This window comes from Paenibacillus gorillae, from assembly GCF_000513275.1.
Classification (GTDB): Bacteria; Bacillota; Bacilli; order Paenibacillales; family Paenibacillaceae; genus Pristimantibacillus; species Pristimantibacillus gorillae.
Window position 1 is genome coordinate 50,732 of the sequence record NZ_CBVJ010000030.1, and the last position, 25,059, is coordinate 75,790.

Consider the following 25,059-nt stretch of genomic DNA (forward strand, 5'->3'; position numbering starts at 1 on the left):
GTTCAGGACACCTCTGCAAAACTGCAGGGGTGTCTTTCTATTCATGTGCGGGTATGACGGACAAGTAGCCTTACATACCTTTATATAGGAAGCCATATTACGAACGTTTGATTTCAATAATAAGGAGGAATAAAATTTGGATCCTACTACACGCCTTAAAGTGAGAGGCGATACTTTTTTTCTTCCCAGCTCGGACGGAAGTGTCTATTTCCGCAACAATATCGGTTCATTCCGGATGGAAGGCAGCACAATCGCTCAATGGATTGAGAAGTTGATACCTGTATTTAATGGTGAACATACGATGTATGATTTAACGGATGGATTGCCGGAACAATACCGTGATCATCTTTATGAGATTGCTAAAATATTGCATGCAAACGGTTATGTCCAAGATGTAAGTCAAGATCGTCCGCATCAGCTGCAGGAAAGCATCGTTAAGAAATATGATGCTCAAATTGAGTTTTTGGACAGCTTTGACGGGTCAGGTGCATACCGATTTCAATTGTATCGTCAGTCCAGCGTGCTAGTTGTTGGAACTGGCACTTTTTTAGTTTCACTTGTCAAATCCTTATTAGAGTCTGGCTTGCCGCAATTCCACTTTCTAAGCTTGAATACGGAACCGGAGAATCGAACACGGATTTTGGAGCTGGAGCAGCATTATCGTAAATTTGATTCAGAGGTCAAGGTAGACGAGATCAGCTTGTCGAATAATGCAGGAATAGATTGGCCTTCTATTGTAGAGCCTTATGAAGCTGTACTATTCGTCTCTAATCAAGACAGAGAACAGGAGCTAAGATTACTTAATGAAATTTGCCGGCAAAAAAACAAGGTTCTGCTGCTGGCTGTTATTTTTGAGCAAGCGGGTCTAGCGGTTCCATTGTCCTATTCTAATTCGGAAGGTGATCTGGAATCAGCATGGCGCAGAGTTCATCATTCTGCGATTTATAAGGATACGGAGGTTTATACGGCTTCATCCGTTGTGGAAGCGCTGCTCTCTAATATAATCGTCTTCGAATGGTTGAAAACAGCAGCAGAAGTAACGAAAACGGAGAAAAATAATAAGCTGTTTCTGCTGAATTTAGAGACGTTAGAAGGAAATTGGCATTCGTTTCTTCCCCATCCATTAGTTAATGGTCAACGATTCATCGAGAGGATTGAGGATACTCGGCTGCAAGCGGGAACGGATGCAGAGAAACGAGTTTCAAGTGAATTGCTGTCTTTCTTCAGTCAGCTAACATCAACGGAGACAGGCATCTTCCATATTTGGGAAGAAGGGGAGCTAGGACAGCTTCCGCTTTCGCAGTGCTGTGTTCAGCCTGTTGATCCGCTATCAGTTGGCCCTGCGCATCTGCTTCCTGAAATTATATGTAATGGTTATAAGCATGAAGAGGCACGAAGAGAAGCGGGTCTTAAGGGAATCGAAGCTTACGTGTCGCGTATTGCGAATTTTCAAATCAAGCAGGTGTTTGAAGAAAGCGGAATTTCAGACGTTTCAAGATTCGATGAGATTGCTCATGCAGGTGCTGGTGAGACGATTGAGGAGGGCGTTTGCCGCGCTTTGCAACAATATTTAATGAATGCACGGATAAAGTTGTATGAAGCTCAAACACCGTCGATCTCGCTGGTGAAGCTGAGTCATGTAGACGATGAACGATGCCGTTATTATATTAATGCCCTAACCACGATGCAAGGCGCACCATCGTTTGGACGGGGTGAGGACGTATTAGGCTTTCCTATTGTATGGTTACATGCAAATGACCGATGGTATGAAGCCGCTGATCTTAATGTAACGCGGGCTCTTCGGAGCGTATTAATGAGTGCCTTATTTGATGCTCAGAATAAAACTAATCTAATGGCAGTAAAAGCGCATCATATTGCAGTACATGTAAAAGAATCTATTACGGACTCTATTTCGATACCCGCTTGTGATCCATTCGAGCATCGAGAGGTTTTGCAGATGGCTGTGCAGCAATTGAATCGAATTCACAAGCGTTTGCTCGTATTTGACTTAACACCAGAGGCTTTTTTGAGAGAGGGACTGGCAGGCGTGTACGGCGTCTCGCTTCGAGAGGTGGTTGAAGAATGAGCACTATTGTGGCGATTGTTGGCGCAGGTCAGCTTGCGGACTATGTAAACGATATATTATCTGCAAGTTATCAGCTTGTGAGGGTAAATGAACTGGCTTCCGAGTTACCAGAAACGACTGAACTTGCGCTCGTGCTTAGCGATGGCAACGATGCAGCCTCTCATCTTATCGCAGAGGACGTTTTCAAGAAATCAGGTATTCCGTGGCTGCGCGGGTTTGTAGCATTTGGTGAAGGCGTTATTGGTCCGCTTGTCGTTCATGGGCAGGCGGGCTGTTCACAATGCGCTGATTTGCGGCTATTAATGGCTGGAAATGATCGGAAGGATATGTGGGAGCTGCAGCAGTTCATGCATGGAGAAGTTTTCCCTGATAGCTGGTCTTCTCGAAGCGGACTCTTGCATATGGCTCATCATATTGCAGCAGAAGTCCATAACATTCTTATCCGTCATACGGCTCAGCTTGAAAATCATATTAAGCTCATTCACCTGCAAACACTCAATAGCTCGGTTCATTTCTTTTTACCAGATCCGCAGTGTACCGTATGCAGTGAAATACCGGATGACACGGCCATAGCTGCGCGAATAAAGCTGCAGTCCAGCCCGAAAATCAGTGAAAACAGCTACCGCACTCGTTCAATGGTTGAGTTGAAGGCGGTTCTTTCCAAGGATTATCTGGACAATCGCAGCGGACTCTTGAACGGAAAAATGATTGATCTTATATCACCATTTGCCGACGCCAGCATCATTTTACCGATGTTCTCAAGGGATGAAGGCTGCGCAGGACGTACGCATTCTTTTGCAGCCAGTGAAATGACAGCGATATTGGAAGGACTGGAACGTTATTGCGGCATATCGCCGCGAGGGAAAAAGACAGCGGTTCATGACAGTTTCGATCATTTAACAGAGACTGCACTGGACCCCTCTCGAGTAGGAACACATGATAATGCGCAGTATGAGCGACCCGATTTTCCGTTCCAACCCTTTGATCCAAGCAGGAAAATGGATTGGGTCTGGGGGTATTCGTTCATGCAGGAGAAGCCGATTCTTGTGCCAGAGCTGCTCGCTTATTACAGCTCCGGCTGCGGTCACGGCTTTGTCTATGAAACCTCAAATGGCTGCGCTTTAGGAGGAAGCTTGGAGGAAGCTATATTTTACGGCATATTGGAGGTTGTAGAACGGGATTCTTTTCTAATGACTTGGTATGCGAAGTTGCCGCTCGTTCCTTTAGATCCTTATTCCTCCGGTGATCTTGAAATGAATTTAATGGTCGAGCGACTGCGCGATGTCGTCGGCTATGATGTGCATTTGTTCGATTCGACGACGGAGCATGGCATTCCCAGTGTATGGGCGCTTGCCAAAAACAGAACAAATCAAGGCATAAATATGATTTGCGCCGCAGGAGCGCATCTTGATCCCATAAGGGCTGCAAAAGGTGCAATACATGAGATAGCGGGTATGCTGCTTGCGTTTAACGAAAAGTTAGAGGCGAATCGCGGGGAATATCTGCAAATGCTGGATGATCCTTTTCTCGTTCGGCAAATGGAGGACCACTCCATGTTGTACGCCTTGAAGGAATCTGAAGAACGTCTGAATTTCCTGCTCGATTATGATCGTCCGGCCCTTTCGTTTAAGGAAGCTTTTAAACCACGGGCGCAGCATGCCGATTTAACCGATGACCTGAATATGTTGATCAATACGTTCAGCAATCTTGATCTGGAAGTCATTGTTGTTAATCAGTCAACGCCAGAGACGCTAAGAAATGGTCTTCATTGTGTGAAGGTGCTCATTCCCGGCATGCTTCCCATGACGTTCGGCCAACACCTTGTCCGCTTGACTGGCCTAGAGCGGGTGCTGCGAATACCGGCAGAACTGGGCTATGTGAAGGAGCAGCTAAAGCAAGAAGAACTTAATAGCCATCCGCATCCGTTTCCATAAGCAGTTTCTTCTCATATACGTTAATTTTCCTAGTATTGGGACTTAGGAGGAGGAGAAATGAGCTTGAAGGAATTTTTGTACCACTTGCAATACGAGCCGGACAAAACGAAACCGCAAGATGTGGAGGTGGATTGGGAGAACGCGCCGCTGCCGTATAAGCTATATCGTCATTTGCCTGTATTTCCTCTCGCTTCCGATGTTCCGCTAGAACTAACGGATAAGCAAGGGCAAGGGAACGGGCAAGAACAAGAGCGAGAGAAACCAACCCTTCGGGATATCGGGTATTTTCTTTGGCACACCTTCGGTCTGGCACAGCTTAGTCATTCTGTTATTGAGCAATATACGGGGGACAAATGGGAAAGTCCATTGCATCTTTGCAGACGATTTGTTCCTTCAGGCGGAGGGCTTTATCCGAGCGAAATGTATTTGTATTTGAAGCTGGAGGAAGTTCCCTATGGTATATATCATTATGATGCGGCTCATCATCGTTTGATTTTATTGCGTGAAGGCCAATTTGATTCCTATGTGAGCAAGGCCTTAGGCAATCGCTGCGATATAACTAGCTGTTTCGCAGTTGCTTTTGTCTCGACTGTATTTTGGAAAAACTTTTTTAAATACAATAATTTTTCGTATCGTTTACAGGGGCTGGATGCAGGTTTGTTATTGGGCCAGTTGTGTGAGGTTGCGAAGCGCTTTGACTTTGAAACGGGGGTGTACTTTCAGTTTCTTGACCGTGCCCTCAACCATTTGCTTGGATTTCCTGAAGCGGAGGAAAGTGTATATGCTGTAATTCCGCTTGCAGCAGATTCAAGCATTGAATGGTTCTACCAAGACACAAACAATAAAACTCCGATTTCGTCAGCAGAGTTATGTAGTGAGCTTCCAAATATTAAGCATGATCACTATATGCGTTCAGGAAAAGTATTGGACTATCCAATGCTAACCCAGATAAATGAAGCATCCATAATGAATTCCACTTTTTCATTTAAACAGCTTGGAAGGGAGCAAGGGGCAGTCCCTCAAACCGATGTTCATGTGTTGCCTCAAGTGAATCGATTGACATATGATTTAGCACAGGCGTGCAGGCAGCGTTACTCGCCAGAAATTGAATTTGTATTAGGATCAGTGAGTCAGTCGGATTTAGCGGCACTATTGCAAGAGGTTATGATATCCTGCCGCTATCGAAACGATCTGGATGGATCGACCGAGAGTCCAATGTCTCGAGCAAAATTAATTGGCTGCTTTTATGGCGTTGAAGGCATTCGTGATGGTGCCTATCTGTATGATGAAATAGCGCATACGTTGCAGCTTATTAGAGCCGGTGATCAACGGCCATGGCTTCAGAATGGGATGTCGTTGGATAACGTGAACTTATTCCAGGTGCCGCTGATAATTCATGTGGCGGGTGATCAGGGACATCTTCACGCCGAGCTTGGTTATCGCGGCTATCGCATTCAACAAATGGAAGCGGGAATGTTGGTTCAGCGCTTACTGATCGCTGCTAGTGCATCAGGAATGGGAGGACGTCCGCTGCTAGGATTTGACGTTAGTTCCGTGAATGAACGTTATGGATTAACTCCGCTCGGACAAACGAGTTTGATTCAAATCCCGGTCGGCCCATGTCGGAGTCGTTCACGGCTTGAGGGTAGTTTATCACAATAATTGCTTTTGAAATAAGAGGCAGACTGAATGTCATTACCATTCAATCTGCCTTTTATAATTTGCAGTCTTAAGGCTGGTGAGCTGCTGCCTTCTTCTGGAACTCATCGATTTCTTGGCATGTGACAGGGTAATGCAGGTGATGATGCACATGCATTGTAGGATAAATCCAAGTATGATGGTAATCTAATGTTTCGATCTCCCATCCATCGTGATGATAATCGTGGAGCATGTGGTCATCCCACATTTCATGCATCATGGGATGATAGTCATCCATCATGGGATGATAGTGATGCATGTAGTGGTAGTCGAACATGTGAGGAAATTGATGCATCTGACTAAAATCAACGTTATGGGAAGGAAGAACAGGCTGTTCATGAGTGGCTTGAGGTCCCCAATTGGTCTGATTCGGGCTTGATTGTATCATTTGAGGTCCCCAATGTGCCTGGTTCGGACTTGTTTTCATTTGTTGGTAATACTCGGGCTGAACAGCAGATTGTTGCATATAAGGCTGATTGCTTATCATGGTGCGCCTCCTTTTAATTATACACTACAATATGCTTTGAACGAAAAAAGGGCACCTATCCCTGTAAAATGGGCTATAACCTTAAGCATTTACGCATAGGACTTAACGAAGAGAAAGACTCCTGTTTGAAGCAAACGGGGAGGTTATTACAATGTGCGCTTCAAAAAAATTATAATGAGCGTAACAGTAGAGCCTTTGAATTAGGTGTGAAAGCAATTAATGCTCTGCAGGATAAATCAAAGAAAATAAGGCAGGATACTTCCAATATGTGGTGAAATAATTATGATAGGAAAAAAAGGGAGGGAGAAACTGCAACTGCATGGAAAAATCCTATCTAATTTCAGATGTTGATGGGTTCACGCCTCACGTCAGTAGATTAGTCTCAATGATGAATTATGTGAGACATACTACAATCGAAAGTGTTTCTGGCCTAGATAGTGAGCAATTAGATTACTTACATGATTCGGAAAGTAATACGATTGGCGCATTATTGTTTCATATTGCTTCTGTAGAGTTTGCATATAGAGTTTGGACAACAGAAGAAAGGCATTTAACACCTTCTGAGTATGAATTCTGGGACCCAGGTATCAAGCTTGGAAACACAGCTAGAGAGCTAATACATGGAAAAAATTTAGAGTACTATATAGATTTACTCAATAAAGTACGCTCGGACACAATCTCAGCATTAAGAGCAAAGGATGATGATTGGTTAAATATTCAACGTCCTTTTAATCAACAGCCCTCAAATAATTACTTTCGATGGTTTCACGTTTTTGAAGATGAAATAAATCATCGCGGACAAATCAGATGGATTATTAAAAGGATTAACCTGTCTGATAATAACCGAGGTAACATGGTTTCTACAAGTAGGGGCGATCAGTATTGACGCCGGGTTACAGTCGTAACGCCATCATTCAAATGAATGATGGTTTTTGATTTGTACAAAGTTATAATCTAGATTTTTATATAGCAAAATAGTGTTTAGAAACTTATTAAATTAACCTATCAAGCCAACGAGGCAGGAAAATCTAGAGTTAGTAAAGAATACATAATTTGTATTTCCAAAATAGGTTGATTAACGTTGTTCCAACTTTCGAGTAATGAATGAAACATAAAATTAAAGGGGTAACTATTACTATGGAGGATTTACAAAGTTTTGTTTCAGATTACACGAAAGATAAGAAGCATTTACAGCTTGCTATCGGGCTTATTAGGGAGGGAGATACTGAATACTTTTCGTTTAGTAATAATAAAAAGAAAAGTATGATCCCGCCTGAAAATATGTTGTTTAAAATCTGCTCCATAACCAAGGTTTTTACATCAATACTTTTATTGGAAATGGAAAAGGGAAAACTGGTTTCCTCGGATGACACTGTTGGTAAGTACGTGCAAAATACGACGGCAGCTATTGGGATTTACCTGCTGTCCAAATTATATTTGACTTAGTAGTCAAAAAGTTGTAAGGTACTCCTATGACAAGACCAAGAGAATTTGATGCGGAGCAGGTACTTCTTCAAGTTATGGAAGTATTCTGGTCCAAAGGATTTAAATCTACGTCGTTCGAAGATCTCACGAATAAGACCCACGTAAAAAAACAAAGCTTTTATGGAGTCTTTGGCGACAAACGTTCACTCTTTCTCGAAACATTAGCTCTTTATCGCATGCAAAATCTTCAACATCTGCAAGAAATCTTATCGCGAGGACAGACGCCAGCAGACAAAATGGACGCGATTCTACACGTATCGCTTTGTCATGATAATGATGAGAATCGAAAGGGCTGTCTTATGGTAAACACCTCCTTGGAATTTGGAGTAAGCGATGATGAAGTAACGAAGCAGGTTGAAGGCATGAATTTGGATGTCCGACACGCATTGGAGGAGGTAATTGAAGAGGGTCAATCGATCGGACAATTCACGACGAAATACACAGCTGCAGAGCTCGCGATGCATTTAAGCAACACACTGCAAGGCATTCGAGTCGCAGAAAAATCAGGGGCGGATAAGAAACAGATAGATACGATCTTACGAACCTCATTTGGTTTGATCCAACTATAATTTTTTTTCGTTTCATTTTTGACCCGTGAGTCAAATAAAGAGAAAAACTGGGGGGTGATTGAAGAAGTCAATCAATCGGATAATTTACGATGAAATACACGGCTGCAGAGTCTACGATGCATTTAAGCAGCTTGAGTGATCCAACTGCTTTTTTTTGCCCCTTTTTTGACCCGTGAGTCAAAAAGGTAATAAATAAAACCAACTGACATTTAGAGAATTTAACGGTGCCTAACTATACGATGGGACATCTTAGTCAAAACAAAAGGAGAATATAAAACAATGACATTAAAGAATCTAACTGTACTATCTGACTATAAATTGGGGCATTTAAAGTTAAGAAACCGAGTCGTTCTTGCCCCGATGACACGTGCTTCAGCAGATTCGGATGGACGACCTACAGAGAGAATGGCGCGTTATTATGCGAGCTTCGCGGCTGGAGATTTTGCCATGCTTATAACTGAATCGGTTTATATGGATGACAAACTGAGCAAGGGATCCATAAATATGCCCGGCATGACGAATGAATCCCATATACAAGGCTGGAAACGACTGATTGACGCTGTACATGCAAAGGGAGCACATATCATTGTTCAGTTGGCTCATGCAGGAGCGTTATCACAGTGGTACCGCGACCAAGACGTAACTGTGGCTCCATCGTCTTACAAACCAGAGGGAGAACGAGTTTTGGCTTACGGACAAGGTGGAGAGTACCCGGCAGCAACCGAACTTACGACGAAGGAAATTCAGGAGCTTGTCAGCGACTTTGCTAAAGCTGCCTCAAATGCTCAGAAAGCCGGAGCAGATGGCATTGAAATCCATGTCGGGAAAGGATTTCTGCACGACCAGTTTCTAACTGAATACACCAATAGCCGTAAAGACCAATATGGAGGATCATTAGAGAATCGTCTAAGATTTATCGTCGAAACCGTGCAGGCGGTCAAAAAGAGCACAGAGGAAGGCTTCGTTGTAGGGGTGGAAATATCACAATATAAAATGAATAACTTCGGATTCAAATGGCCAAATCGTGAAGCCGATGCGAAAATCATTTTTGAAAGCATTGCGAATGCCGGTGCTGATTATATACACGTGACCGACTATGTCGCCAAGGATCCCGCTTTTGGTGAAATCGGAGGCCCGACACTTGCCGCATTGGCTAAAGCATACGGAAAAATTCCTGTCATTGTTAACGGAAGTATCGTAACGAAAGAAGATGCAGAGCAGGTGCTTCAAGAAGGCGGAGACATGATTTCTATTGCAAGAACGGCACTGGCCAACCATGATTGGCCGATCAAGGTTCGAGAAGGAAGCCCGTTAAATCCATTTACGGGAGAAATGTTGGCTGATGGACCAACTATTAAAGATTATGAAATGTTAAATGCCTCGGAATTGCCGCAAATCAAACCAGAGTGAATTTTATAATGAAGATAATAAATGAAGGGAGTTGTAAAAATTGGATCTGGGGTTGTCTGGTAAAACCGTTCTTATAACAGGCTCTACTCTGGGATTAGGCAAAATGATTGCGAAAATTCTGGTTCGAGAGGGCGCAATAGTTTATATAAATGGCCGTGATGGTGACAGAGTGAACTCCGCCATTCAGGACATACAAAAAGAATTTCCGAAAGGAGATATACGGCCCGCAGTTGCTGACTTAGGAAGCGAAGAAGGATGTAAGGTAATTAGATTAACAGTTCCTAAAATAGATATTTTAATCAACAATATGGGGATATTTGAGGCAAAGCCACTATTAGAGATTCAAGATGAAGATTGGTACCGGTTTTTCAATGTAAATATAATGAGCGGAATACGTTTGTCTCGCCATTATCTAAAGAAGATGCTTGAACAAAATTCAGGAAGAATTATCTTTATAGGAAGTGGAGCAGCACTTTTACCATCTATTGAAATGCCTCATTACAGTGCCACGAAGACAATGCAACTCAGTATTTCAAGGAATTTAGCCGAATTGACACGAGGAACAAACGTAACTGTTAATACCGTACTTCCCGGACTTATGATGACAGAATTAGTCGAGAATATGATACGTTCTGTTTATGGAAACGAGATTAGTATTGCGGATGCAGGGAAAAAGTTTATGGCTGATAATGGACATTCGTCATTACTTGAACGTCCGATTGAAACACAAGAAATTGCTGAATTTATTGCTTTCTTAAGCAGTTGGCGTTCATCAGCAATAAATGGAGCAGCTTTAAGAGCAGATGGTGGCGGAATAAAAAACATCTTCTAAATCACAGAGGTGATCGTCCCTGCCCAATTGAGCACAATATTCGTTCAAGAAATCAGCGTTGCCATATATGCGGCAACGCTGATTTTCTTGATTGTGACACAATAATATTGTCGATCTGACGATAACTCCGAAACTTTCGAAGAACTTGACAATTTACTATGGTATTGATATCATTCACTTGTCTGACAAGTAAATTCATAAGTAAGACAATTATAAAAACAAGTCATACAAATAATTATAATTTACACAAAAGCAAGTGGATTAGTCACACAAGAGTAAGCCATACACGTTAGGAGGGTGAAGTTAGAATATGAATACTAAGACCAACATCATTATTCAGAAAATAACTCAGGAGATAGAAGATGGCACATGGCCAGGTGGATCGCAGCTGCCCTCAGAAACGGAGCTGTCAAATATTTTTCAAGTGAGTAGAGCAACAATCAGGCAAGCCTTGCAGGAGATGGCTTTTTCAGGAAAGGTCATAAGAAAAAGAGGAATAGGTACATTTGTAGGAAATGCAACCATTCAATATGGAATTAATGATTTAGTAAGTATAACTAATTTGATTAGTCAAAGTGGTTATAAAGTAAGTGTAGAGCATGTTTCACTTAAGATTGAAAAACCAAGTGCTAAAGTTTGTGAGCTTCTCAATATGAGTGAATTCGATCCTGTTTATTCCGTTGAAAGAATAATTTTAGCAGATAACATTCCCGTGGTTTTTGAAAGAATTATTTATCCTGCACATATTTTGACGGGAGTTAAAGAAGAAGCATTCTATGGATCGAATTTTAAAATGCTGGAGCAACGCGGGATTTATATACAAAGTTCAGAAGGAAAAATTAGTCCAGTGTATGCTTCAAAGCATATGGCATCTCTTCTGAAACTTCCAACAAATGCGCCGCTTTTATTTATGGATTCCGTTTTTAAAAATCAGAACCAAGAAGCGATCTATTGTGTCGAAGAATATTTTACTGAAATGTTTTCATTTCCAATTCACCGGGTTCGATTAAATTAAATTCAGAGTTGGTTAGTTACCATTACAGCTTATTATCAGGCTTATGAAGGGGGTGAAAATGAATGAAAGTAAGATAGGCGCGTGAACTTTTTAATTATCAAATTTAAAAATTTCGGAGGTAAAAAAGATGGAAAATGTAAAAATCGCCATTATTGGAGGGACTGGAGTTTACCGGCTGCCAGGATTTAAAGAGATTAAACAAGTCTTAGTGGAAACAGAATTTGGCTCAATTCCAGTTAAAATTGGAACATGGAATGGTAAGAAAATTGCTTTTATAACTAGACATGGAGAAAAACATTCAATTGCACCAGGGTGCATTAATTATCGAGCAAATATTAAAGCGCTTTCAATGCTGGGAGTGAAACAAATTTATTCAACTGCTTGTGTAGGATCAGTAAATCCGGATTATAGACCAGGGACATTTGTAGTTCTGCGTCAAATTTTTGGAGTTTACAAAAAACAGAAAGAGTTCCTTTTTTCTTTTCGACGGAACACAGGAGGGGGAAGTTATTTCTCATGTAGACATGACAGATCCTTATTGTGATAGCCTCTCAAAGGTTTTAATAGAAGCTGGAAAGATGGCGGGGATCGATGTTAAAGATGGTGCAACGTACTGCTGTATGGAAGGACCGCGTTATGAAACAAGAGCAGAAGTTAAGATGTTAAGAATGCTTGGGGGAGATATTGCGGGACATACCAGTTTCCCAGAACAAGTCTTAGCTAGAGAAGCTGAAATTTGTTATGCATCGATTGGCATTGTATCCAGTATGGCAGCCGGGATAGAGGAAGGACATGTCAACGCTGGTGTTGTTGAGGATACTATGGAAAAGATGTTTGACGATGTGCAGCAAATCTTAATGAATGCAATTGAACTTACAGATGTAGATGAAGATTGCTGGTGTAAACATTCTTTAGAAGGCACAGTACATCAGAAATAATAGGAGAATTATGAAAAATACTCAAAACTTCAATAAAAAAAGACCCCTGAAATCATAAATTCATGTATGCTTGCCGGCCACAGAATTTATCAAAACAGGAGAGCTTTTTCGTTAACCACATTCAAATTTATCGTAAATATTGAAATATTGCAAATGTTGTTTTGCATGCATACCTTATTAATAATAAACAATCTTTGAATAGATAGAAAGGAACATCAAATGGATATCGATAAAAATGGATTGATGAGATTAAGAATCGTCATTGGAATCGTATTTTTATATACTTTAATTTTCCAACTTACTGACAATGCATTTACATTGATAACACCTGCTTTAATAGACACTTATAACCTTTCTACCGGTGTAGGTAGCTGGGTTGCATCTATAGGAGGCATGGGTGTAGCAGTTGGATTCTTGCTTTTTTCTAGTTTCACGGACTTTTTTAATGAGCAAAAAATTACTGATTATTGGCGTATTATTGACATGTCTACCATCTATTTCATCACTGCTAATTCCGGATTCTTATTATGTGATAGTTGGATCCAGATTTGTTCAGTCGTTTGGAGAAGCTGTAGCTTATGCATTGTCTCTAGTCTTGGTAGCAAAATATCTGCCTACAAGAGAACAAATAATCTGGTTAGGTTTTAGTTGTGCTAGTTTTGCATTGGCAACTGTTTTAGGAACATCTGTAGGCGGTTTTCTGTCAACACATGTAGGTTGGAAATTCATCTTCTACATTCCGTTAATTTCTATACTAGGATTGCCTTTTATTTATAGGTTTTTACCTGATCATTCGAATAAAAAAACTAAAATGGACTATTTGGGATTCACCATTTTGGCAGCGTTGTTTGTATGTGTTAATTTTATTTTTTCCAGTCCAAATCTCTATTTGCTTATTGGGATTATTACGTTAGTTATACTATTTGCTATTCATATAAAAAGAGCCAAACAACCGTTTATACCACCACTTTTTTTCAAAAACAAGAGATTTATTAGTATTCTTCTTGCACTCATCTTTTTGTTTTTGGCCCAGACGGCAATTGTATTTTTACCGCCATTTTACTGGAAGATATATACGGGTATTCTTTAGAACAGTCATCCTTAATATATATTGTTCCATATACGACTGCGGGAATACTTGCAGTAATTTCAGGAATTATCGTGAATAAATTAGGCATTAAAAGGACGTTATTGATATCAGCTGCAACTATAATAGTTGGTTTAATGATTGCCGGCTTTTGTTCAGCTGAAAGTGTCAGCTATGTTATTGCTGCTTTAACGCTTATCACTGTTGGCTATGCTTTTGCGTATGGACCATTGTTTACGGGTGCGATTTCGACGCTAAACCAGAATGAAATGGGAACGGGAATAGGTTTGTTTAATTTTACTTGTTATCTTTCAAACGCTCTAGGCATTTCGTTATCCGGAATTTTGCTGAATTCCAATATTTCTAAGACTATTCATATTTTTAATGTCAACGAGAAGCTGGGGGTATATACCAATGCGTTTTTGTTTTTCGCAATAACCGCATTAATTGGAACAATCGTTTATTATGTGTCAACTCGTAAACAGGTGAAATTAGAAGCAGAATAAATAAATTATTATATTAATAGGAGTGCTATAAATGAAAAACTTAGAGACAGTATGGATAGAGATGGAGAAAATAACCCGAGATGCAGGAAAATTGTTGCAGAATGGAGTAGAAGCATCTGCAATCCGTCAAAAGGGTGATGTGGATTACGTTACAGAAGTAGATCTTCAGGTACAGACTGTTATATGTGAACAGTTATCAGAGCGTTTTCCTTTGATACAGTTTATGGGGGAAGAGAAAGACAATTCTGAATTAGACTTTGATGGAACAGTTTGGATTTTAGATCCCGTTGATGGAACTGCGAATTTAATCCACGATACAAGAATGAGTGTAATTTCTCTAGCTTTAGTAAAAAACAGAGAAGTTCTAGCGGGAGTTATTTATCAGCCTTATACTGATGAACTCTTCTCAGCTGCAAAAGGAAAAGGAGCATTTCTTAACGGCAGGAAGATTCATGTCAGTAATGTTGATCGTTTGAAAGGAAGTCTAGTTGCCATAGGGACAAGTCCTTATTATCATGAATATGCAGATTGGGTCTTCAACGTATCTAAGAAAGTTTTTCTTTCATGTCAGGACATCAGACGCAGCGGATCTGCCGCTATGGACCTGGCATATATTGCAGCTGGTCGAATGGATGGCATGTTTGAGCGTGTACTACAACCTTGGGACATTGCAGCAGGAAAAATATTAATTGAAGAAGCTGGCGGGAAGATGACAGATCTTCAAGGAAATGAAATGAATATTGTCGATAAAGGAAGTGTGCTTGCATCAAATGGAAGGGTTCATAAAGAACTACAATTACTAATGGATTCTAAATGATTGTTTTCATTAGATTTCTTCTATAAATAAGAAATTGTTTTGATGGGGTGTCCTGAAAGTCATTCTAGATGACTTAGGGACACCTCTATTTTATTTTGCAGAAAAAAATAAACCGTTTCTTGGTAAAATGGCGGCACCACCCAATCATTTACAAAAGGAACGGTTTCTTTGTAGATTCAATATACTATGGATCAACTCTGTCTACCAATAGATTTAGAAGAAGATATCCCCGCTAATTGAATTCTCATCTTTCATACTCAGGCATGTCTCCTTTTGTGCCAATTAGCAATCTGACCGGAACGCCGCGCGCCGGCCGAAGCCAACGGTGATTAGTGTTATAAACGCCAGAATGATCATCGCTAAAGGGAGGGGCCATGCTCCGGTGCCTTCGACGAGAAACGCACCGATTGCGCCGCCCGCGAAATCGCTAGGTTGAAGGATGTGGTGACCAGGGATATGGCCGCGTCGGCATTCTCTCCAGCTAATGAAATCGTAATAGAGGTGTAGATGTGAAGAGTAACACTGAACCTAAATAAAATCTCATATCGTCACATCGTTAATAAGAATACTAGAACAAATGAAAATTGTTTCTGATAGCCTAATGAGCATAGGAGTTTACTATAACATCATGTCTATATAATTTCTCGTTGACGTGTCCTGAAAAATGTTCTACAATAATAACGTAAAGTAAGTTACTTACATCAATATTTGTTGTTCACATATGGAAAGCAACTTTCACTTTTTTCAAAAATGTGATATTGCAATCAGAATTGGACAACTTAAGCTAAATCATAACAGAGAGGGAGTTACATCATGAGTGAAGTTCAATCCAAGCAAGACTTTTTGTCGGCAATTGCAGCAAGAAGATCTATTTATGGCATCAGTAAGGAGCGTATCGTATCCGAGGAGCGTATTGAAGAGGTTATTGCATATGCTGTAAAACATACGCCCTCTTCATTTAACTCCCAAACCGCACGTGTTGTTGTATTATTTGGCGAGCAGCAAGATAAGCTTTGGAATATTGTAACTGAAACGCTCCGCGCAATTGTGCCTGCCGATCAGTTTGAAGCTACACAAAGCCGCATGAATACTTTGTCGGCTGGTTATGGTACTGTATTGTTTTTTGAGGATCAAGATGTTATTAAAGGTCTTCAAGAGCAATTTAGCTCATATAAAGACAACTTTCCAATCTGGTCCAACCAGTCCAACGGTATGCTTCAGCTAGTGATTTGGACTGCACTTGAGCAAGAAGGACTAGGCGCATCTCTACAACACTATAATCCGTTAATTGATGCAGAAGTTACAAAAGAATGGAACTTGCCAGCATCCTGGCAGCTAGTTGCGCAAATGCCATTTGGTAAGCCAGTAGCTGATCCTAGCGTGAAGGAATTCCAGCCAGTAGATGCGCGTATAAAAGTCTTTAAATAAGTTATACCAAGTAAAGCACGAGACCTCCTATTAGGAGGTCTCGGTTTTTTTATAGGGAAAAATACTAATGGGTGTCTCGATTGTTTGCAAAGAGAGAGAATGCCGACGATTGTGGAGGTGTGATATCAAACAAGTAAATTACACTACCGGGAAACGATAGTTGAAAACAACGTAAAGGCAGCCGATCGGAGGATCAGCTGCCTTTTTTACTACTTATTATCGGAGGCGATTTAGGATGGGATGAGACGATTGTATATATAGCAATAAGGCTGCCGTTTTCTTCAATTAGTTCATTACTGTGAATTCCCGAAGTAACTCGTTTAACTTGTCGCGCTCCTCGTAGAACGAACCGTGGCCGCTATACATAAACGGCACGAGCCGTGAATGGGGGATTTTCCGATGCATCTCTTCTGCCTGGCTGAATGGAATAACCTTGTCGTGAATGCCATGCACGATCAGTGTCGGCACTTGGATGCTTGGCAAGTCGGCATTCAGATCGAAATCGCGCAGCATGATGATGATCGAGGCCGTTGACCAGCCGGCAGCTTGCATGCCCATCTGATTGAACCAGTCCGAGAGAGGTTTGGTGATGTACTGAAAGAAGAAAATGTCAGTTACGCCGCGCATCATATTTGGCCGGTCATTCAAAGTTTGTTCTAGCAGCTGCGTTGCAGTCTCCTTGGTGAAGCCCCTTGGCGCTGCCGCGTCTATTAGCATGAGCTTGGATACGTTTCCGCCCTTGTAACGTACCACGTATTTGATAGCTATTGCGCCGCCAGTTGAATGTCCGACGAGTACGAAATCTTTCAACTGCAGCGCGTCAACGACTGCGCGGATATCATCTGCAAGCCGTTCTAAAGTGTAACCGTCATAGGGACGATCTGACTTACCGAAGCCGCGCCAGTCGATACCGATGCAGCGAAACCCTGCGTTCGGCAGTACATTGAACTGATACTCGAACTGGTCATGGCTGAGCGGCCAGCCATGAAGAAATACGATCGTCTTGCTTCCTCCAGGGTTGATGTCCTCTACGTAGAGATTTACACCTGGCTCTACCGTTACGTAATATCCCACTGTCGTTGCCTCCGCGAATCAAAATCCATTCTGGATAGACTATGCGACAAGCGCCCAAAAGTGATCTGAACAAGAAATATTACTCATGATGAAATTAAAGGGCGAAGGGGCAGAAAAACAAAAGCTGCAGCTTCAACTCGTAAAATTACTTGATAAGATTATAAAGGTGGAGTAAGATCCCCTTAAAGTGGACTTTAATTACTTTTTGCTTAAGGGGCTGAAACTATGAATTACAGTATTAAAGAATTTTCCTTAAAAACAGGGCTTTCAGCGCCAACATTACGCTATTATGAAAAGGAAGGTATATTACCTTTTGTAAAGCGTGATGGTAATGGAAATCGGATATACGATGATGAAAATTTTGAATGGATGGATTGTATTGTTGCATTACGTTCCTCAGGCATGCCTATGGCAGAAATCAAGCATTATGTGGATTCTTTTAATGATGGGGAAAAAACCATACAAGAGCGTAAACAAGTGGTATTAAACCATAAATTAAGGATCCAGAATGAAATCATGCAACTGAATAAGCATCTAGATAAAGTGAATTACAAATTAGCTTTGTATGACATACTAGAAGCAGACCAAAAGAAACAAAATAAAAAACTGTGAAAAAACCTTGACTTAAAGTTTACTTTAAGATTTATGATACTCCTGTCACAAAAATTATAAGCTTAAGGAGTGTTAATTCATGAATCATTTGAAACGTGTATGGTTTATTACAGGTACTTCCACGGGATTTGGACGCGCTCTCGCTCAGCAAGTTATCGCTCATGGTGACTATTTGGTGGCGACCGCTCGTAATATAAAGGATATCGAAGCTTTACAACAACAAGCACCTGAACGTGTTTTGACCCTTAATTTAGATGTTCAAAGAGAAGAGGATGCCAAACAAGCGGTTCAAAAAGCGCTTGAACAATTTGGGCAGATTGATATTCTTGTGAATAATGCGGGATATGGTTTATTGGGAGCGTTCGAGGAGCTAGCAGATGAGCAAATTCGCCATCAATTTGAAACGAATGTCTTTGGATTGATGAATGTAACACGAGCCGTCCTTCCAATACTTCGAGACCAACGCTCAGGCCATATCATCAATATTTCTTCTATTTTAGGTCTTACAGCGTTCCCTGGCCTTTCGGTTTACTCTGCAAGTAAATTTGCTGTTGAAGGACTCTCAATAGGTTTGGCACAAGAGCTTGCTCCATTAGGGATAAAACTGACACTGATTGAGCCAGGCGCTTTCCGCACAAAATTTGGTGCTACCACACTAGATAAAGCAGCGACACAAAATACGGAAACTTATGACGACACGGCAGGAGGCATACGAAATTTTCTATCTGATTTAAATGGTGTAGAACCTGGGGACCCGGAACGTGCAGCAAATATTATTGTCCAAATTGCTGAGATGGAAAAGCCACCTCTTCATCTGATTTTGGGGCGTAAAGCGCTCCAAGATGCGAAGGATAAATTGGGAGCGCAATTCAGCAGCATTGAAAAGTGGACAGATGTGACGATATCTGCTGACTTTGATGAGCCAATTCCTTCATCTTTCCCAGAATAAGTCATCGATTAAAAGGCTATGCGTGTCGATCAAGTGCACCGGCCAAGTGGCCGGTTGCCTTTAAAACTTACTCGAGAAAGAACCTTATAAAAGTTAAAGCCGCGATATGCGGCTTTTTGCTTTATTAGTAATATACACGATCTACTAGACAATAACATAGGCGGTTTTTTCCGAAACTGAAATAGTTGACTAATATTGTTGCACACTGATTTTCTAAACGATTATAATGAAAACATGAGCAAACATTCATATAATATTTAGGGGGGACTACGTTTGAAAATCCATTCTGAAAAGGGCAGGCGAACGCTGGGGCTGGCAGTTATTTGCGGTACTACATGTGAAATAAAAATTCATTCGGTGACTTTATGAACAACCGCTGGAACAGAATTATCTATAAGCTTTGGGTTCCTTTATATGATCGGTTTTTCAATTCAGGTGCTTTTGCCCAGGCGCGGGTAACCGTATTATCCGGACTTGATTTAAGACCAGATCAGCGTGTATTGCTGGTTGGAGCCGGAACGGGTGCGGATTTACCACTAATCTCAGGTTATGGTCTATCGATCACTGCCACTGACCTTTCTCCGGAAATGCTGGCTGAAGCCCGTTCCAAAGTCATGCAAGGCGAGAGGATCACATTTTTAGAGATGGACGCGCAAAATCTTGATTTTGAGGACGAAGCCTTCGATGTGGTCATTGCAAACCTGATCTTATCGGTAGTACCGGATCCGGTACGGTGCATGCAAGAAATCATTCGTGTAACAGGAGAGGATGGCAAAATTGTTATTTTTGATAAATTCGCAGCTAATGGCCGTTTATCTCTGATTATGAAAGCTCTCCGTCCATTGGCATCAGTACTTGGAACCGATATTGGCCGGGATTTTAACCTTCTTTTTCTTCCACATCAGGAGCGCTTGCACATTACCGAGGAGCGACCACTTCTGATGCGCGGGATGTATCGTAAAATTGTACTCAGGAAAGCAAAAGAGCGTCTTACGCCTTGAATTGCAGAGTGATTTAGTTTGCGCGGCAGGTTCAAAATGGAGCGGTTGAAGTAAAAGAAAATAAAGTCATAAAAGAATTGTCGGATGACAAGAACATAGTAACATTGTAAGCCGCATTAATTGCGGTTTTTTGTTTTATGTTATCAAGTTCTTGTCAAAATGAATTGACAAGAACTTGATAACATTCCCAACAAGATCCTTCAAAGGACAGCTGCTGATAACAAAATCAGCGATAGTTTTTATTAAAGTAACGGGTAGGAAAGTTACAATTTGTGGGATTTGAGATATACTCGATATTACCAGTTAAGTTATTAAATGAGCAGATTTTATCCATTTACTAACGGATAATCTCCTTATCAGTGCTCTATATTCTGCATGTGGAAAGGTGAGTATATGAAAGGTTCAGTAAATATATTGGGAGTTCCTTTTTCAAAACTAACGCTTAATGAAACGGTACATCAATTAGCTAAACATATCGAGAAAGAACGGCCAAAATTGTATCATTTAATCACAGTGAACCCTGAGATTACAATTTCCCACCAAACGGATAAGATGCTTCAAACTATTGTGAAAGAGGCAGATTTGATAACACCGGATGGGATAGGGATTGTGATAGCTTCAAGAAGAAAAGGTGAACCTTTATCAGAACGTGTCACTGGTTATGATTTACTTCTACGGCTATTAGAAAAAGGGAATGAACAAGGTTGGAGTTTCTATTTTCTTGGTACAGATGAAAAGACGAGTCTTGAGGCTATGGAAGAGATACGCAAGCGTTACCCAAATGTAGTAATTGCAGGGCGGCATAACGGTTTCTTCTCAGAAGATAAAGAAACATATGTACTCAAGGAAATTCAACAATCCAAACCCGATATACTTATTATTGCAATGGGTGCACCTTACACTGACAAGTGGATTTATAAGAACAAGAAAAAACTTGATAGTGTAAAGATTGTTTTTGGCGTTGGGGGAAGTCTTGATGTAATTGCAGGAAAAGTAAAGCCTACACCACCAATTTGGAAGGTGTTGAATTTAGAATGGCTCCATAGGTTACTTACTGTTCCTGTTGCAAAGGGGCAAAAATCAAGGTGGCGCCGACAATCGGCACTACCGAAGTTTTTTTATCGGGCAATAATCAAGAAGTATGAGGCTGAATAGTTAATCGAATTTCAATTGAGGAAGTTAGGCTAACGGGAGACATTAGTTCAAAACAATAAACCGGTAGCAGATCACTAATCTGCTACCGGTTTATTGTTTAAGTAAGGGGGCGGTAATGTTTAATAGCAATACAGGAAAATTAGCGGATAACTAGAATTTTATAAAAGTATGCTTTTACCATTATTTTGTAAGGGAGTGAGTGTAATTGTTTTATGTCAATGCCCGTGCCATCGTAGAGCGTGAACACAATGGGAAAACCGAAATTATAGTTCAGACACGTATTAAGCCAAATCAGCCGAAAGAGCTGGAGTTGCCGGGAGGCCAAGTAGAGAAGTTCGAGTCCTTGACAAACGCGCTGCGCCGTGAAGTGAAAGAAGAAACCGGTCTAGATGTCACTTGGATTGAAGGCGAAGATATACGTATCGACACAGAAGGGATCAATCCGAATTTTGTTGTCGAATGTGTTCGGCCATTTGCCGCATACCAGACGATTAAAGGCGGAATCGATTCGGTCGGTTACTACTTTGTTTGCAGGGCGGAGGGTGAACTACTCAAAGAAGGCGATCATACACATAACCCCCGCTGGGTCACCATAGACGAATTGGTAGAACGGATACACAATGATCCATTACAGTTTATTAACATCGACTGTGCGGCCATCATTTTCTATTTAAAACACCGTGTACATGTCTTGCCAGTTGTTGAAACAAATTAGATTAGAGAAGATTAGTTCACCATTGGGATTTGCAATCTTGGAATGCTAGCCCAGACTCCGTAAATGTAGCAATTACGAATTTTCAGGAACTGACTGGGTATAGAGAAAATCATTTAGTAATCGATGATTTGCTTGAATTGGGTTACATTAAAGCGAACAATAAGAAAAATGATGTGATTTTGTTTAAAGCATTTAGATGTTGAACTAATAATGAATGATTGTTTTTACGCGAGGAGACCTGAGCAATTGAAGCTTTTTGCAAAGGAAGTAAAGAAGATAATATTCAATAATTACGAGTTTCTTTGCGTAATTGACGAAAGACCTGAAAGGGAATTTATTAGTTTTAAAATATACCCGTCCAATACGAAAACGTCGTGTTTTTCAATAATGTTCCCTTGGAAGGCCAACTGGGAAACCAATCTTTGTCGACCGATGGTTTGTGCAAAATTAATTCAACATGCCATAAACAGTGGCTGGGACTATAAGATTAAAAATGCTTTAGCTAAGATCCAAGATGGAGACATCTTAATTACGAACTTAGGTTTAGATGAGTTAGAATAATGTCTTTAATCGGTTAAACTATTGTCGGACGACAAGAACATCTATACAGTCCCGTGAATCTCCAGCAATACCGATTTATTAAGTTAACGGGCAGGAAATCATTTAAGGAGCACGTTATATATCTCACTCAGGAACCAAAAAAAACAAGTATTGGTTAAACAAACTTTGTTAGGTACTGTCGTCTGGAAGCTTTGGTTTAGAAGGTTGAGGTTTTACCATTCGCTTCTTAAACCCTTCTGTATATTTACGAATTGTGTTTTGGTGGATACCTATTCCTTCTGAATCAATAACAAATCAGCATTGGTTGAAAAGTGAATTTGAGAAGTTTATCAATGAATGAACCCTATCTCTTTTACAAGCAATAACCTTCAAAGAAAAGGGCAGATTAACTAATTTCTGTCCTTTTAAGAATTTAACAAAAATGTTAATTGACGGAGCAAGTTGAGTGTGGTAGCATTGCTTTAACTTAAAACGAAAAGGCTATGATGAGAAATAGTAGCTATTAGGGATCTCACAGAGAGAAGATGGTTGGTGCGAATCTTCATTGATCTAATAGTGAAGCAGTCTCGGAGCTGTGAACCGAACAGAGGAATCTTAGTAGGCTTCAACGGAGTTCCACCGTTATTCAGGAAACAATATCGGAGATATCCCGTATTGATAGAGTGCAGAGAAATCTGAAATTAGGTGGTAACACGGACATAATAGTTCGCCCTAAGTTGACAAGAAATACGTCAGCTTAGGGCTTTTTTGTTTTATTTCTTATCGTTTGAATATTTGAAAAATTAAAATTTTTCAATAATAAATAATGATTAAAATGGAGGTATTGAGCATGGTGAAAATGACACCAGATGAGTTAAGAAAATCATATATTGATTTTATGAAAGGAATAGGGGCTAGCCAAGTGCCCTCTTCTAGCTTGTTACCAGAAAATGATCCCTCAACGTTATTTACAGGAAGCGGAATGCAACCTATGGTTCCCTATTTATTGGGGGAAAAGCATCCGATAGGTAATGATATTGCTAATATTCAGAAGTGTTTAAGGACAGTGGATATTGACGAAGTAGGAGATACGTCGCATCTGACATTTTTTGAAATGATAGGTCGATGGGAGTTTAAAGCAAATGAAAATAACTATAAGAAAAAGCAAATCGATGCTATTTGGAATTGGCATATTATCGAATTAGGAATTGATCCTGGCAGGCTGTATATCAGTGCTTTTGTAGGAAGTGATGATTTGAATATACAGAAAGATACGGAAGCCATTCAAATCTGGTCAGAAAAATTTAAATCAGTTGGTATAGAACCTATTATTGAAGATGATCCCTATCAATATGGGGCATCTAGAGGTGGAAGAATATTTTTATACGATGAAAAAGAAAATTGGTGGAGTCGAGCCGGGAGTCCATTGGATATGCCTGTTGGTGAACCGGGTGGGCCTGATAGTGAAATGTTCTATGACCTTGAACCAGGCGGTGATGCTCTGGATCATCCTGCTTCTGTAAGCGAGAGGTTTTTAGAAATTGGGAACAACGTATTTATGTGTTACAAAAAAGAAGACACAGGATTTGTAAAAATGAAAAATCCCAATATTGATTATGGAGGCGGATTAGAAAGGGTTGCAACAGCCCTTAATGGTGACAAGGATATTTATAATACGGCTTTCTTCTTTAATCCCAAGAAAAAATTGATGGAGTTAAGTGGTAAACAATATACTGACGATTTAAAGTCGTTTAGAATCATACTCGATCATGTGAGAGCGGCTACTTTTCTAATTAATGATGGTGCTGAGCCAGCTAATAGTGATGCAGGGTATATAACAAGAAGGTTATTAAGAAGGGCGATTCGTGCAGGTAAAAAAATTGGTATACAAGGAAGTTTTGTGGGTGAGTTGTCTGAAGTTTATATAGATGAAGCAACAGCTTATGAAGATTTGATCGGTAACAAAAAGAAAGTTATCGAAATAGTAAATAAGGAAGAAAATCTTTTCTATAGAACTTTACAGCAAGGTGAATTTGAAATACAAAAGCATCTTAAGAATAAGGGGAGAGTTACAGGTGCAGATGCCTTTTATTTTTACGAAACATATGGGTTTCCCTTGGAGTTGACGGAAGAGTTTCTAACTGAAAGTGGATATAGCATTGAGGACAAGGCGTCTTATATAGAGGCGGCCAAGAAACATGCTGACAAGAGCAGAACTGCTTCTGCGGGTAAATTTAAAGGCGGATTAGCTGAACATTCATCAGAAACAACAGCGCTGCACACGGTATCTCATTTATTACTTGCTGGGTTAAGGGAAGTTTTAGGTGATCATGTTCATCAACAAGGAAGTAATATTACTTCAGAACGATTACGGTTTGACTTCAACCATGATGAAAAACTTACGCCAGAGCAAATAGCTGAGGTGGAAAAGTATGTGAATGATGCGATTTCATCAAAAGCAGTTACCTATATTTCAGAGCTGCCTAAAATTGAAGCGAAAGAAAGTAATGTCGAAGGGAATTTTTGGGATAAATATCCGGATATCGTTAAGGTGTATACGATCAAAGATAATGAAGGGAAAGTTTGGAGTCGAGAAGTATGTGGAGGACCTCATGTAGAAGATACAACAAACTTAGGAACGTTCAGTATAAAAAAAGAACAATCTTCTGCTGCTGGAGTTAGAAGGATTAAAGGAGTAATTAATAAATAATTCCAGTACTC

General features: G+C 40.4%; 24 protein-coding genes and 1 other annotated feature. Of the genes, 22 read left to right on the forward strand and 2 right to left on the reverse strand.

Annotated elements, in window-relative coordinates; translation table 11 throughout:
• Positions 1-136 precede the first annotated feature (136 nt).
• Genes TY10_RS05800 through TY10_RS05810 form a run of 3 tightly spaced genes read left to right on the forward strand, consistent with a single transcriptional unit; the run spans position 137 to position 5,682 of the window.
• Positions 137-2,086, forward strand: a complete 1,950-nt coding sequence (locus tag TY10_RS05800) for a putative thiazole-containing bacteriocin maturation protein (RefSeq protein ID WP_042161507.1) — start codon at positions 137-139, stop codon at positions 2,084-2,086.
• Positions 2,083-4,020: a TOMM precursor leader peptide-binding protein gene (locus TY10_RS05805; RefSeq protein ID WP_042161509.1), complete on the forward strand. Its 1,938-nt coding sequence runs from the start codon at positions 2,083-2,085 to the stop codon at positions 4,018-4,020. Before TY10_RS05800 ends, TY10_RS05805 begins: the two co-directional genes overlap by 4 nt.
• A 57-nt stretch (positions 4,021-4,077) precedes the next feature.
• Positions 4,078-5,682, forward strand: coding sequence for a SagB family peptide dehydrogenase (locus TY10_RS05810; RefSeq protein WP_042161511.1), 1,605 nt, complete (start codon positions 4,078-4,080; stop codon positions 5,680-5,682).
• A gap of 67 nt (positions 5,683-5,749) precedes the next feature.
• Here TY10_RS05810 and TY10_RS05815 read toward each other — a convergent pair whose 3' ends face one another.
• Positions 5,750-6,205 (reverse strand): hypothetical protein, encoded by a 456-nt coding sequence (locus TY10_RS05815; RefSeq protein ID WP_042161513.1) that lies wholly within the window; start codon positions 6,203-6,205, stop codon positions 5,750-5,752.
• Positions 6,206-6,524: 319 nt separating this feature from the next.
• On the opposite strand from TY10_RS05815, the gene TY10_RS05825 reads away from it, so the two are divergent.
• The 12 genes from TY10_RS05825 to TY10_RS05875 all read left to right on the forward strand — a co-directional run bounded on the left by TY10_RS05825 (position 6,525) and on the right by TY10_RS05875 (position 16,292).
• The gene (locus TY10_RS05825) at positions 6,525-7,091 is read left to right on the forward strand and encodes a DinB family protein (protein WP_042161517.1); all 567 of its coding nucleotides are present in this window, start codon (positions 6,525-6,527) and stop codon (positions 7,089-7,091) included.
• 251 nt (positions 7,092-7,342) lie between these two features.
• Positions 7,343-7,651 (forward strand): serine hydrolase, encoded by a 309-nt coding sequence (locus TY10_RS05830; protein ID WP_042161518.1) that lies wholly within the window; start codon positions 7,343-7,345, stop codon positions 7,649-7,651.
• Positions 7,652-7,677: 26 nt separating this feature from the next.
• Positions 7,678-8,259 (forward strand): TetR/AcrR family transcriptional regulator, encoded by a 582-nt coding sequence (locus TY10_RS05835; RefSeq protein WP_042161520.1) that lies wholly within the window; start codon positions 7,678-7,680, stop codon positions 8,257-8,259.
• Positions 8,260-8,538: 279 nt separating this feature from the next.
• Entirely contained in the window at positions 8,539-9,669 is a 1,131-nt protein-coding gene (locus TY10_RS05840; protein ID WP_042161522.1) for an oxidoreductase, read from the forward strand.
• 40 nt (positions 9,670-9,709) lie between these two features.
• Complete coding sequence (locus TY10_RS05845; protein ID WP_042161524.1) at positions 9,710-10,501, forward strand: SDR family NAD(P)-dependent oxidoreductase; 792 nt, start codon at positions 9,710-9,712, stop codon at positions 10,499-10,501.
• A gap of 310 nt (positions 10,502-10,811) precedes the next feature.
• Positions 10,812-11,516 carry a GntR family transcriptional regulator gene (locus TY10_RS05850; protein WP_042161527.1) on the forward strand — a complete coding sequence of 235 codons (705 nt, stop codon included), beginning with the start codon at positions 10,812-10,814 and terminating at the stop codon, positions 11,514-11,516.
• A gap of 127 nt (positions 11,517-11,643) precedes the next feature.
• Entirely contained in the window at positions 11,644-12,060 is a 417-nt protein-coding gene (locus TY10_RS31985) for a phosphorylase family protein (protein WP_052350386.1), read from the forward strand.
• Positions 12,041-12,454: a phosphorylase family protein gene (locus tag TY10_RS31990; RefSeq protein WP_052350387.1), complete on the forward strand. Its 414-nt coding sequence runs from the start codon at positions 12,041-12,043 to the stop codon at positions 12,452-12,454. The genes TY10_RS31985 and TY10_RS31990 overlap by 20 nt, the downstream gene beginning before the upstream one ends.
• Before the next feature lie 445 nt (positions 12,455-12,899).
• Positions 12,900-13,544 carry an MFS transporter gene (locus TY10_RS31995; RefSeq protein ID WP_155985718.1) on the forward strand — a complete coding sequence of 215 codons (645 nt, stop codon included), beginning with the start codon at positions 12,900-12,902 and terminating at the stop codon, positions 13,542-13,544.
• The gene (locus tag TY10_RS32000; protein WP_337588335.1) at positions 13,526-14,047 is read left to right on the forward strand and encodes an MFS transporter; all 522 of its coding nucleotides are present in this window, start codon (positions 13,526-13,528) and stop codon (positions 14,045-14,047) included. Before TY10_RS31995 ends, TY10_RS32000 begins: the two co-directional genes overlap by 19 nt.
• Before the next feature lie 31 nt (positions 14,048-14,078).
• A complete protein-coding gene (locus TY10_RS05870) occupies positions 14,079-14,864 on the forward strand; it encodes an inositol monophosphatase family protein (protein WP_052350388.1) in 786 nt (261 codons plus the stop codon).
• 813 nt (positions 14,865-15,677) lie between these two features.
• A complete protein-coding gene (locus TY10_RS05875; RefSeq protein ID WP_042161532.1) occupies positions 15,678-16,292 on the forward strand; it encodes a nitroreductase family protein in 615 nt (204 codons plus the stop codon).
• A 285-nt stretch (positions 16,293-16,577) separates the two neighbouring features.
• Here the strand turns inward: TY10_RS05875 and TY10_RS05880 are convergent, their stop codons facing one another.
• Positions 16,578-17,366 carry an alpha/beta fold hydrolase gene (locus TY10_RS05880; protein ID WP_042161535.1) on the reverse strand — a complete coding sequence of 263 codons (789 nt, stop codon included), beginning with the start codon at positions 17,364-17,366 and terminating at the stop codon, positions 16,578-16,580.
• 225 nt (positions 17,367-17,591) lie between these two features.
• Between TY10_RS05880 and TY10_RS05885 the strand changes: the two genes are divergently transcribed.
• From TY10_RS05885 to TY10_RS05915, 7 genes are all read left to right on the forward strand, one after another.
• Positions 17,592-17,978 carry a MerR family transcriptional regulator gene (locus TY10_RS05885; protein WP_042161537.1) on the forward strand — a complete coding sequence of 129 codons (387 nt, stop codon included), beginning with the start codon at positions 17,592-17,594 and terminating at the stop codon, positions 17,976-17,978.
• 79 nt (positions 17,979-18,057) lie between these two features.
• Positions 18,058-18,927 (forward strand): oxidoreductase, encoded by an 870-nt coding sequence (locus TY10_RS05890; protein WP_042161539.1) that lies wholly within the window; start codon positions 18,058-18,060, stop codon positions 18,925-18,927.
• A 365-nt stretch (positions 18,928-19,292) separates the two neighbouring features.
• Positions 19,293-19,928, forward strand: a complete 636-nt coding sequence (locus TY10_RS05895; protein WP_042161541.1) for a class I SAM-dependent methyltransferase — start codon at positions 19,293-19,295, stop codon at positions 19,926-19,928.
• A 393-nt stretch (positions 19,929-20,321) separates the two neighbouring features.
• Positions 20,322-21,083 carry a WecB/TagA/CpsF family glycosyltransferase gene (locus TY10_RS05900; protein WP_042161543.1) on the forward strand — a complete coding sequence of 254 codons (762 nt, stop codon included), beginning with the start codon at positions 20,322-20,324 and terminating at the stop codon, positions 21,081-21,083.
• A gap of 205 nt (positions 21,084-21,288) precedes the next feature.
• Positions 21,289-21,798 carry an NUDIX hydrolase gene (locus TY10_RS05905; protein ID WP_042161545.1) on the forward strand — a complete coding sequence of 170 codons (510 nt, stop codon included), beginning with the start codon at positions 21,289-21,291 and terminating at the stop codon, positions 21,796-21,798.
• A gap of 246 nt (positions 21,799-22,044) precedes the next feature.
• Positions 22,045-22,359, forward strand: a complete 315-nt coding sequence (locus tag TY10_RS05910; protein ID WP_042161547.1) for a hypothetical protein — start codon at positions 22,045-22,047, stop codon at positions 22,357-22,359.
• Between the two features lie 473 nt (positions 22,360-22,832).
• Positions 22,833-23,076 (forward strand) — a binding site (T-box leader).
• Positions 23,077-23,188: 112 nt separating this feature from the next.
• Positions 23,189-25,048, forward strand: a complete 1,860-nt coding sequence (locus tag TY10_RS05915) for an alanine--tRNA ligase (protein WP_042161550.1) — start codon at positions 23,189-23,191, stop codon at positions 25,046-25,048.
• Positions 25,049-25,059: the final 11 nt, after the last annotated feature.

Coding starts and splice junctions, on each gene's coding strand:
- TY10_RS05805 (WP_042161509.1), top strand. CDS start 2,083: ATGAGCACTATTGTGGCGATTGTTGGCGCAGGTCAGCTTGCGGACTAT.
- TY10_RS05810 (WP_042161511.1), top strand. CDS start 4,078: ATGAGCTTGAAGGAATTTTTGTACCACTTGCAATACGAGCCGGACAAA.
- TY10_RS05815 (WP_042161513.1), bottom strand. CDS start 6,205: ATGATAAGCAATCAGCCTTATATGCAACAATCTGCTGTTCAGCCCGAG.
- TY10_RS05825 (WP_042161517.1), top strand. CDS start 6,525: ATGGAAAAATCCTATCTAATTTCAGATGTTGATGGGTTCACGCCTCAC.
- TY10_RS05830 (WP_042161518.1), top strand. CDS start 7,343: ATGGAGGATTTACAAAGTTTTGTTTCAGATTACACGAAAGATAAGAAG.
- TY10_RS05835 (WP_042161520.1), top strand. CDS start 7,678: ATGACAAGACCAAGAGAATTTGATGCGGAGCAGGTACTTCTTCAAGTT.
- TY10_RS05840 (WP_042161522.1), top strand. CDS start 8,539: ATGACATTAAAGAATCTAACTGTACTATCTGACTATAAATTGGGGCAT.
- TY10_RS05850 (WP_042161527.1), top strand. CDS start 10,812: ATGAATACTAAGACCAACATCATTATTCAGAAAATAACTCAGGAGATA.
- TY10_RS31985 (WP_052350386.1), top strand. CDS start 11,644: ATGGAAAATGTAAAAATCGCCATTATTGGAGGGACTGGAGTTTACCGG.
- TY10_RS31990 (WP_052350387.1), top strand. CDS start 12,041: ATGACAGATCCTTATTGTGATAGCCTCTCAAAGGTTTTAATAGAAGCT.
- TY10_RS31995 (WP_155985718.1), top strand. CDS start 12,900: ATGAGCAAAAAATTACTGATTATTGGCGTATTATTGACATGTCTACCA.
- TY10_RS05870 (WP_052350388.1), top strand. CDS start 14,079: ATGAAAAACTTAGAGACAGTATGGATAGAGATGGAGAAAATAACCCGA.
- TY10_RS05875 (WP_042161532.1), top strand. CDS start 15,678: ATGAGTGAAGTTCAATCCAAGCAAGACTTTTTGTCGGCAATTGCAGCA.
- TY10_RS05885 (WP_042161537.1), top strand. CDS start 17,592: ATGAATTACAGTATTAAAGAATTTTCCTTAAAAACAGGGCTTTCAGCG.
- TY10_RS05890 (WP_042161539.1), top strand. CDS start 18,058: ATGAATCATTTGAAACGTGTATGGTTTATTACAGGTACTTCCACGGGA.
- TY10_RS05895 (WP_042161541.1), top strand. CDS start 19,293: ATGAACAACCGCTGGAACAGAATTATCTATAAGCTTTGGGTTCCTTTA.
- TY10_RS05900 (WP_042161543.1), top strand. CDS start 20,322: ATGAAAGGTTCAGTAAATATATTGGGAGTTCCTTTTTCAAAACTAACG.
- TY10_RS05915 (WP_042161550.1), top strand. CDS start 23,189: ATGGTGAAAATGACACCAGATGAGTTAAGAAAATCATATATTGATTTT.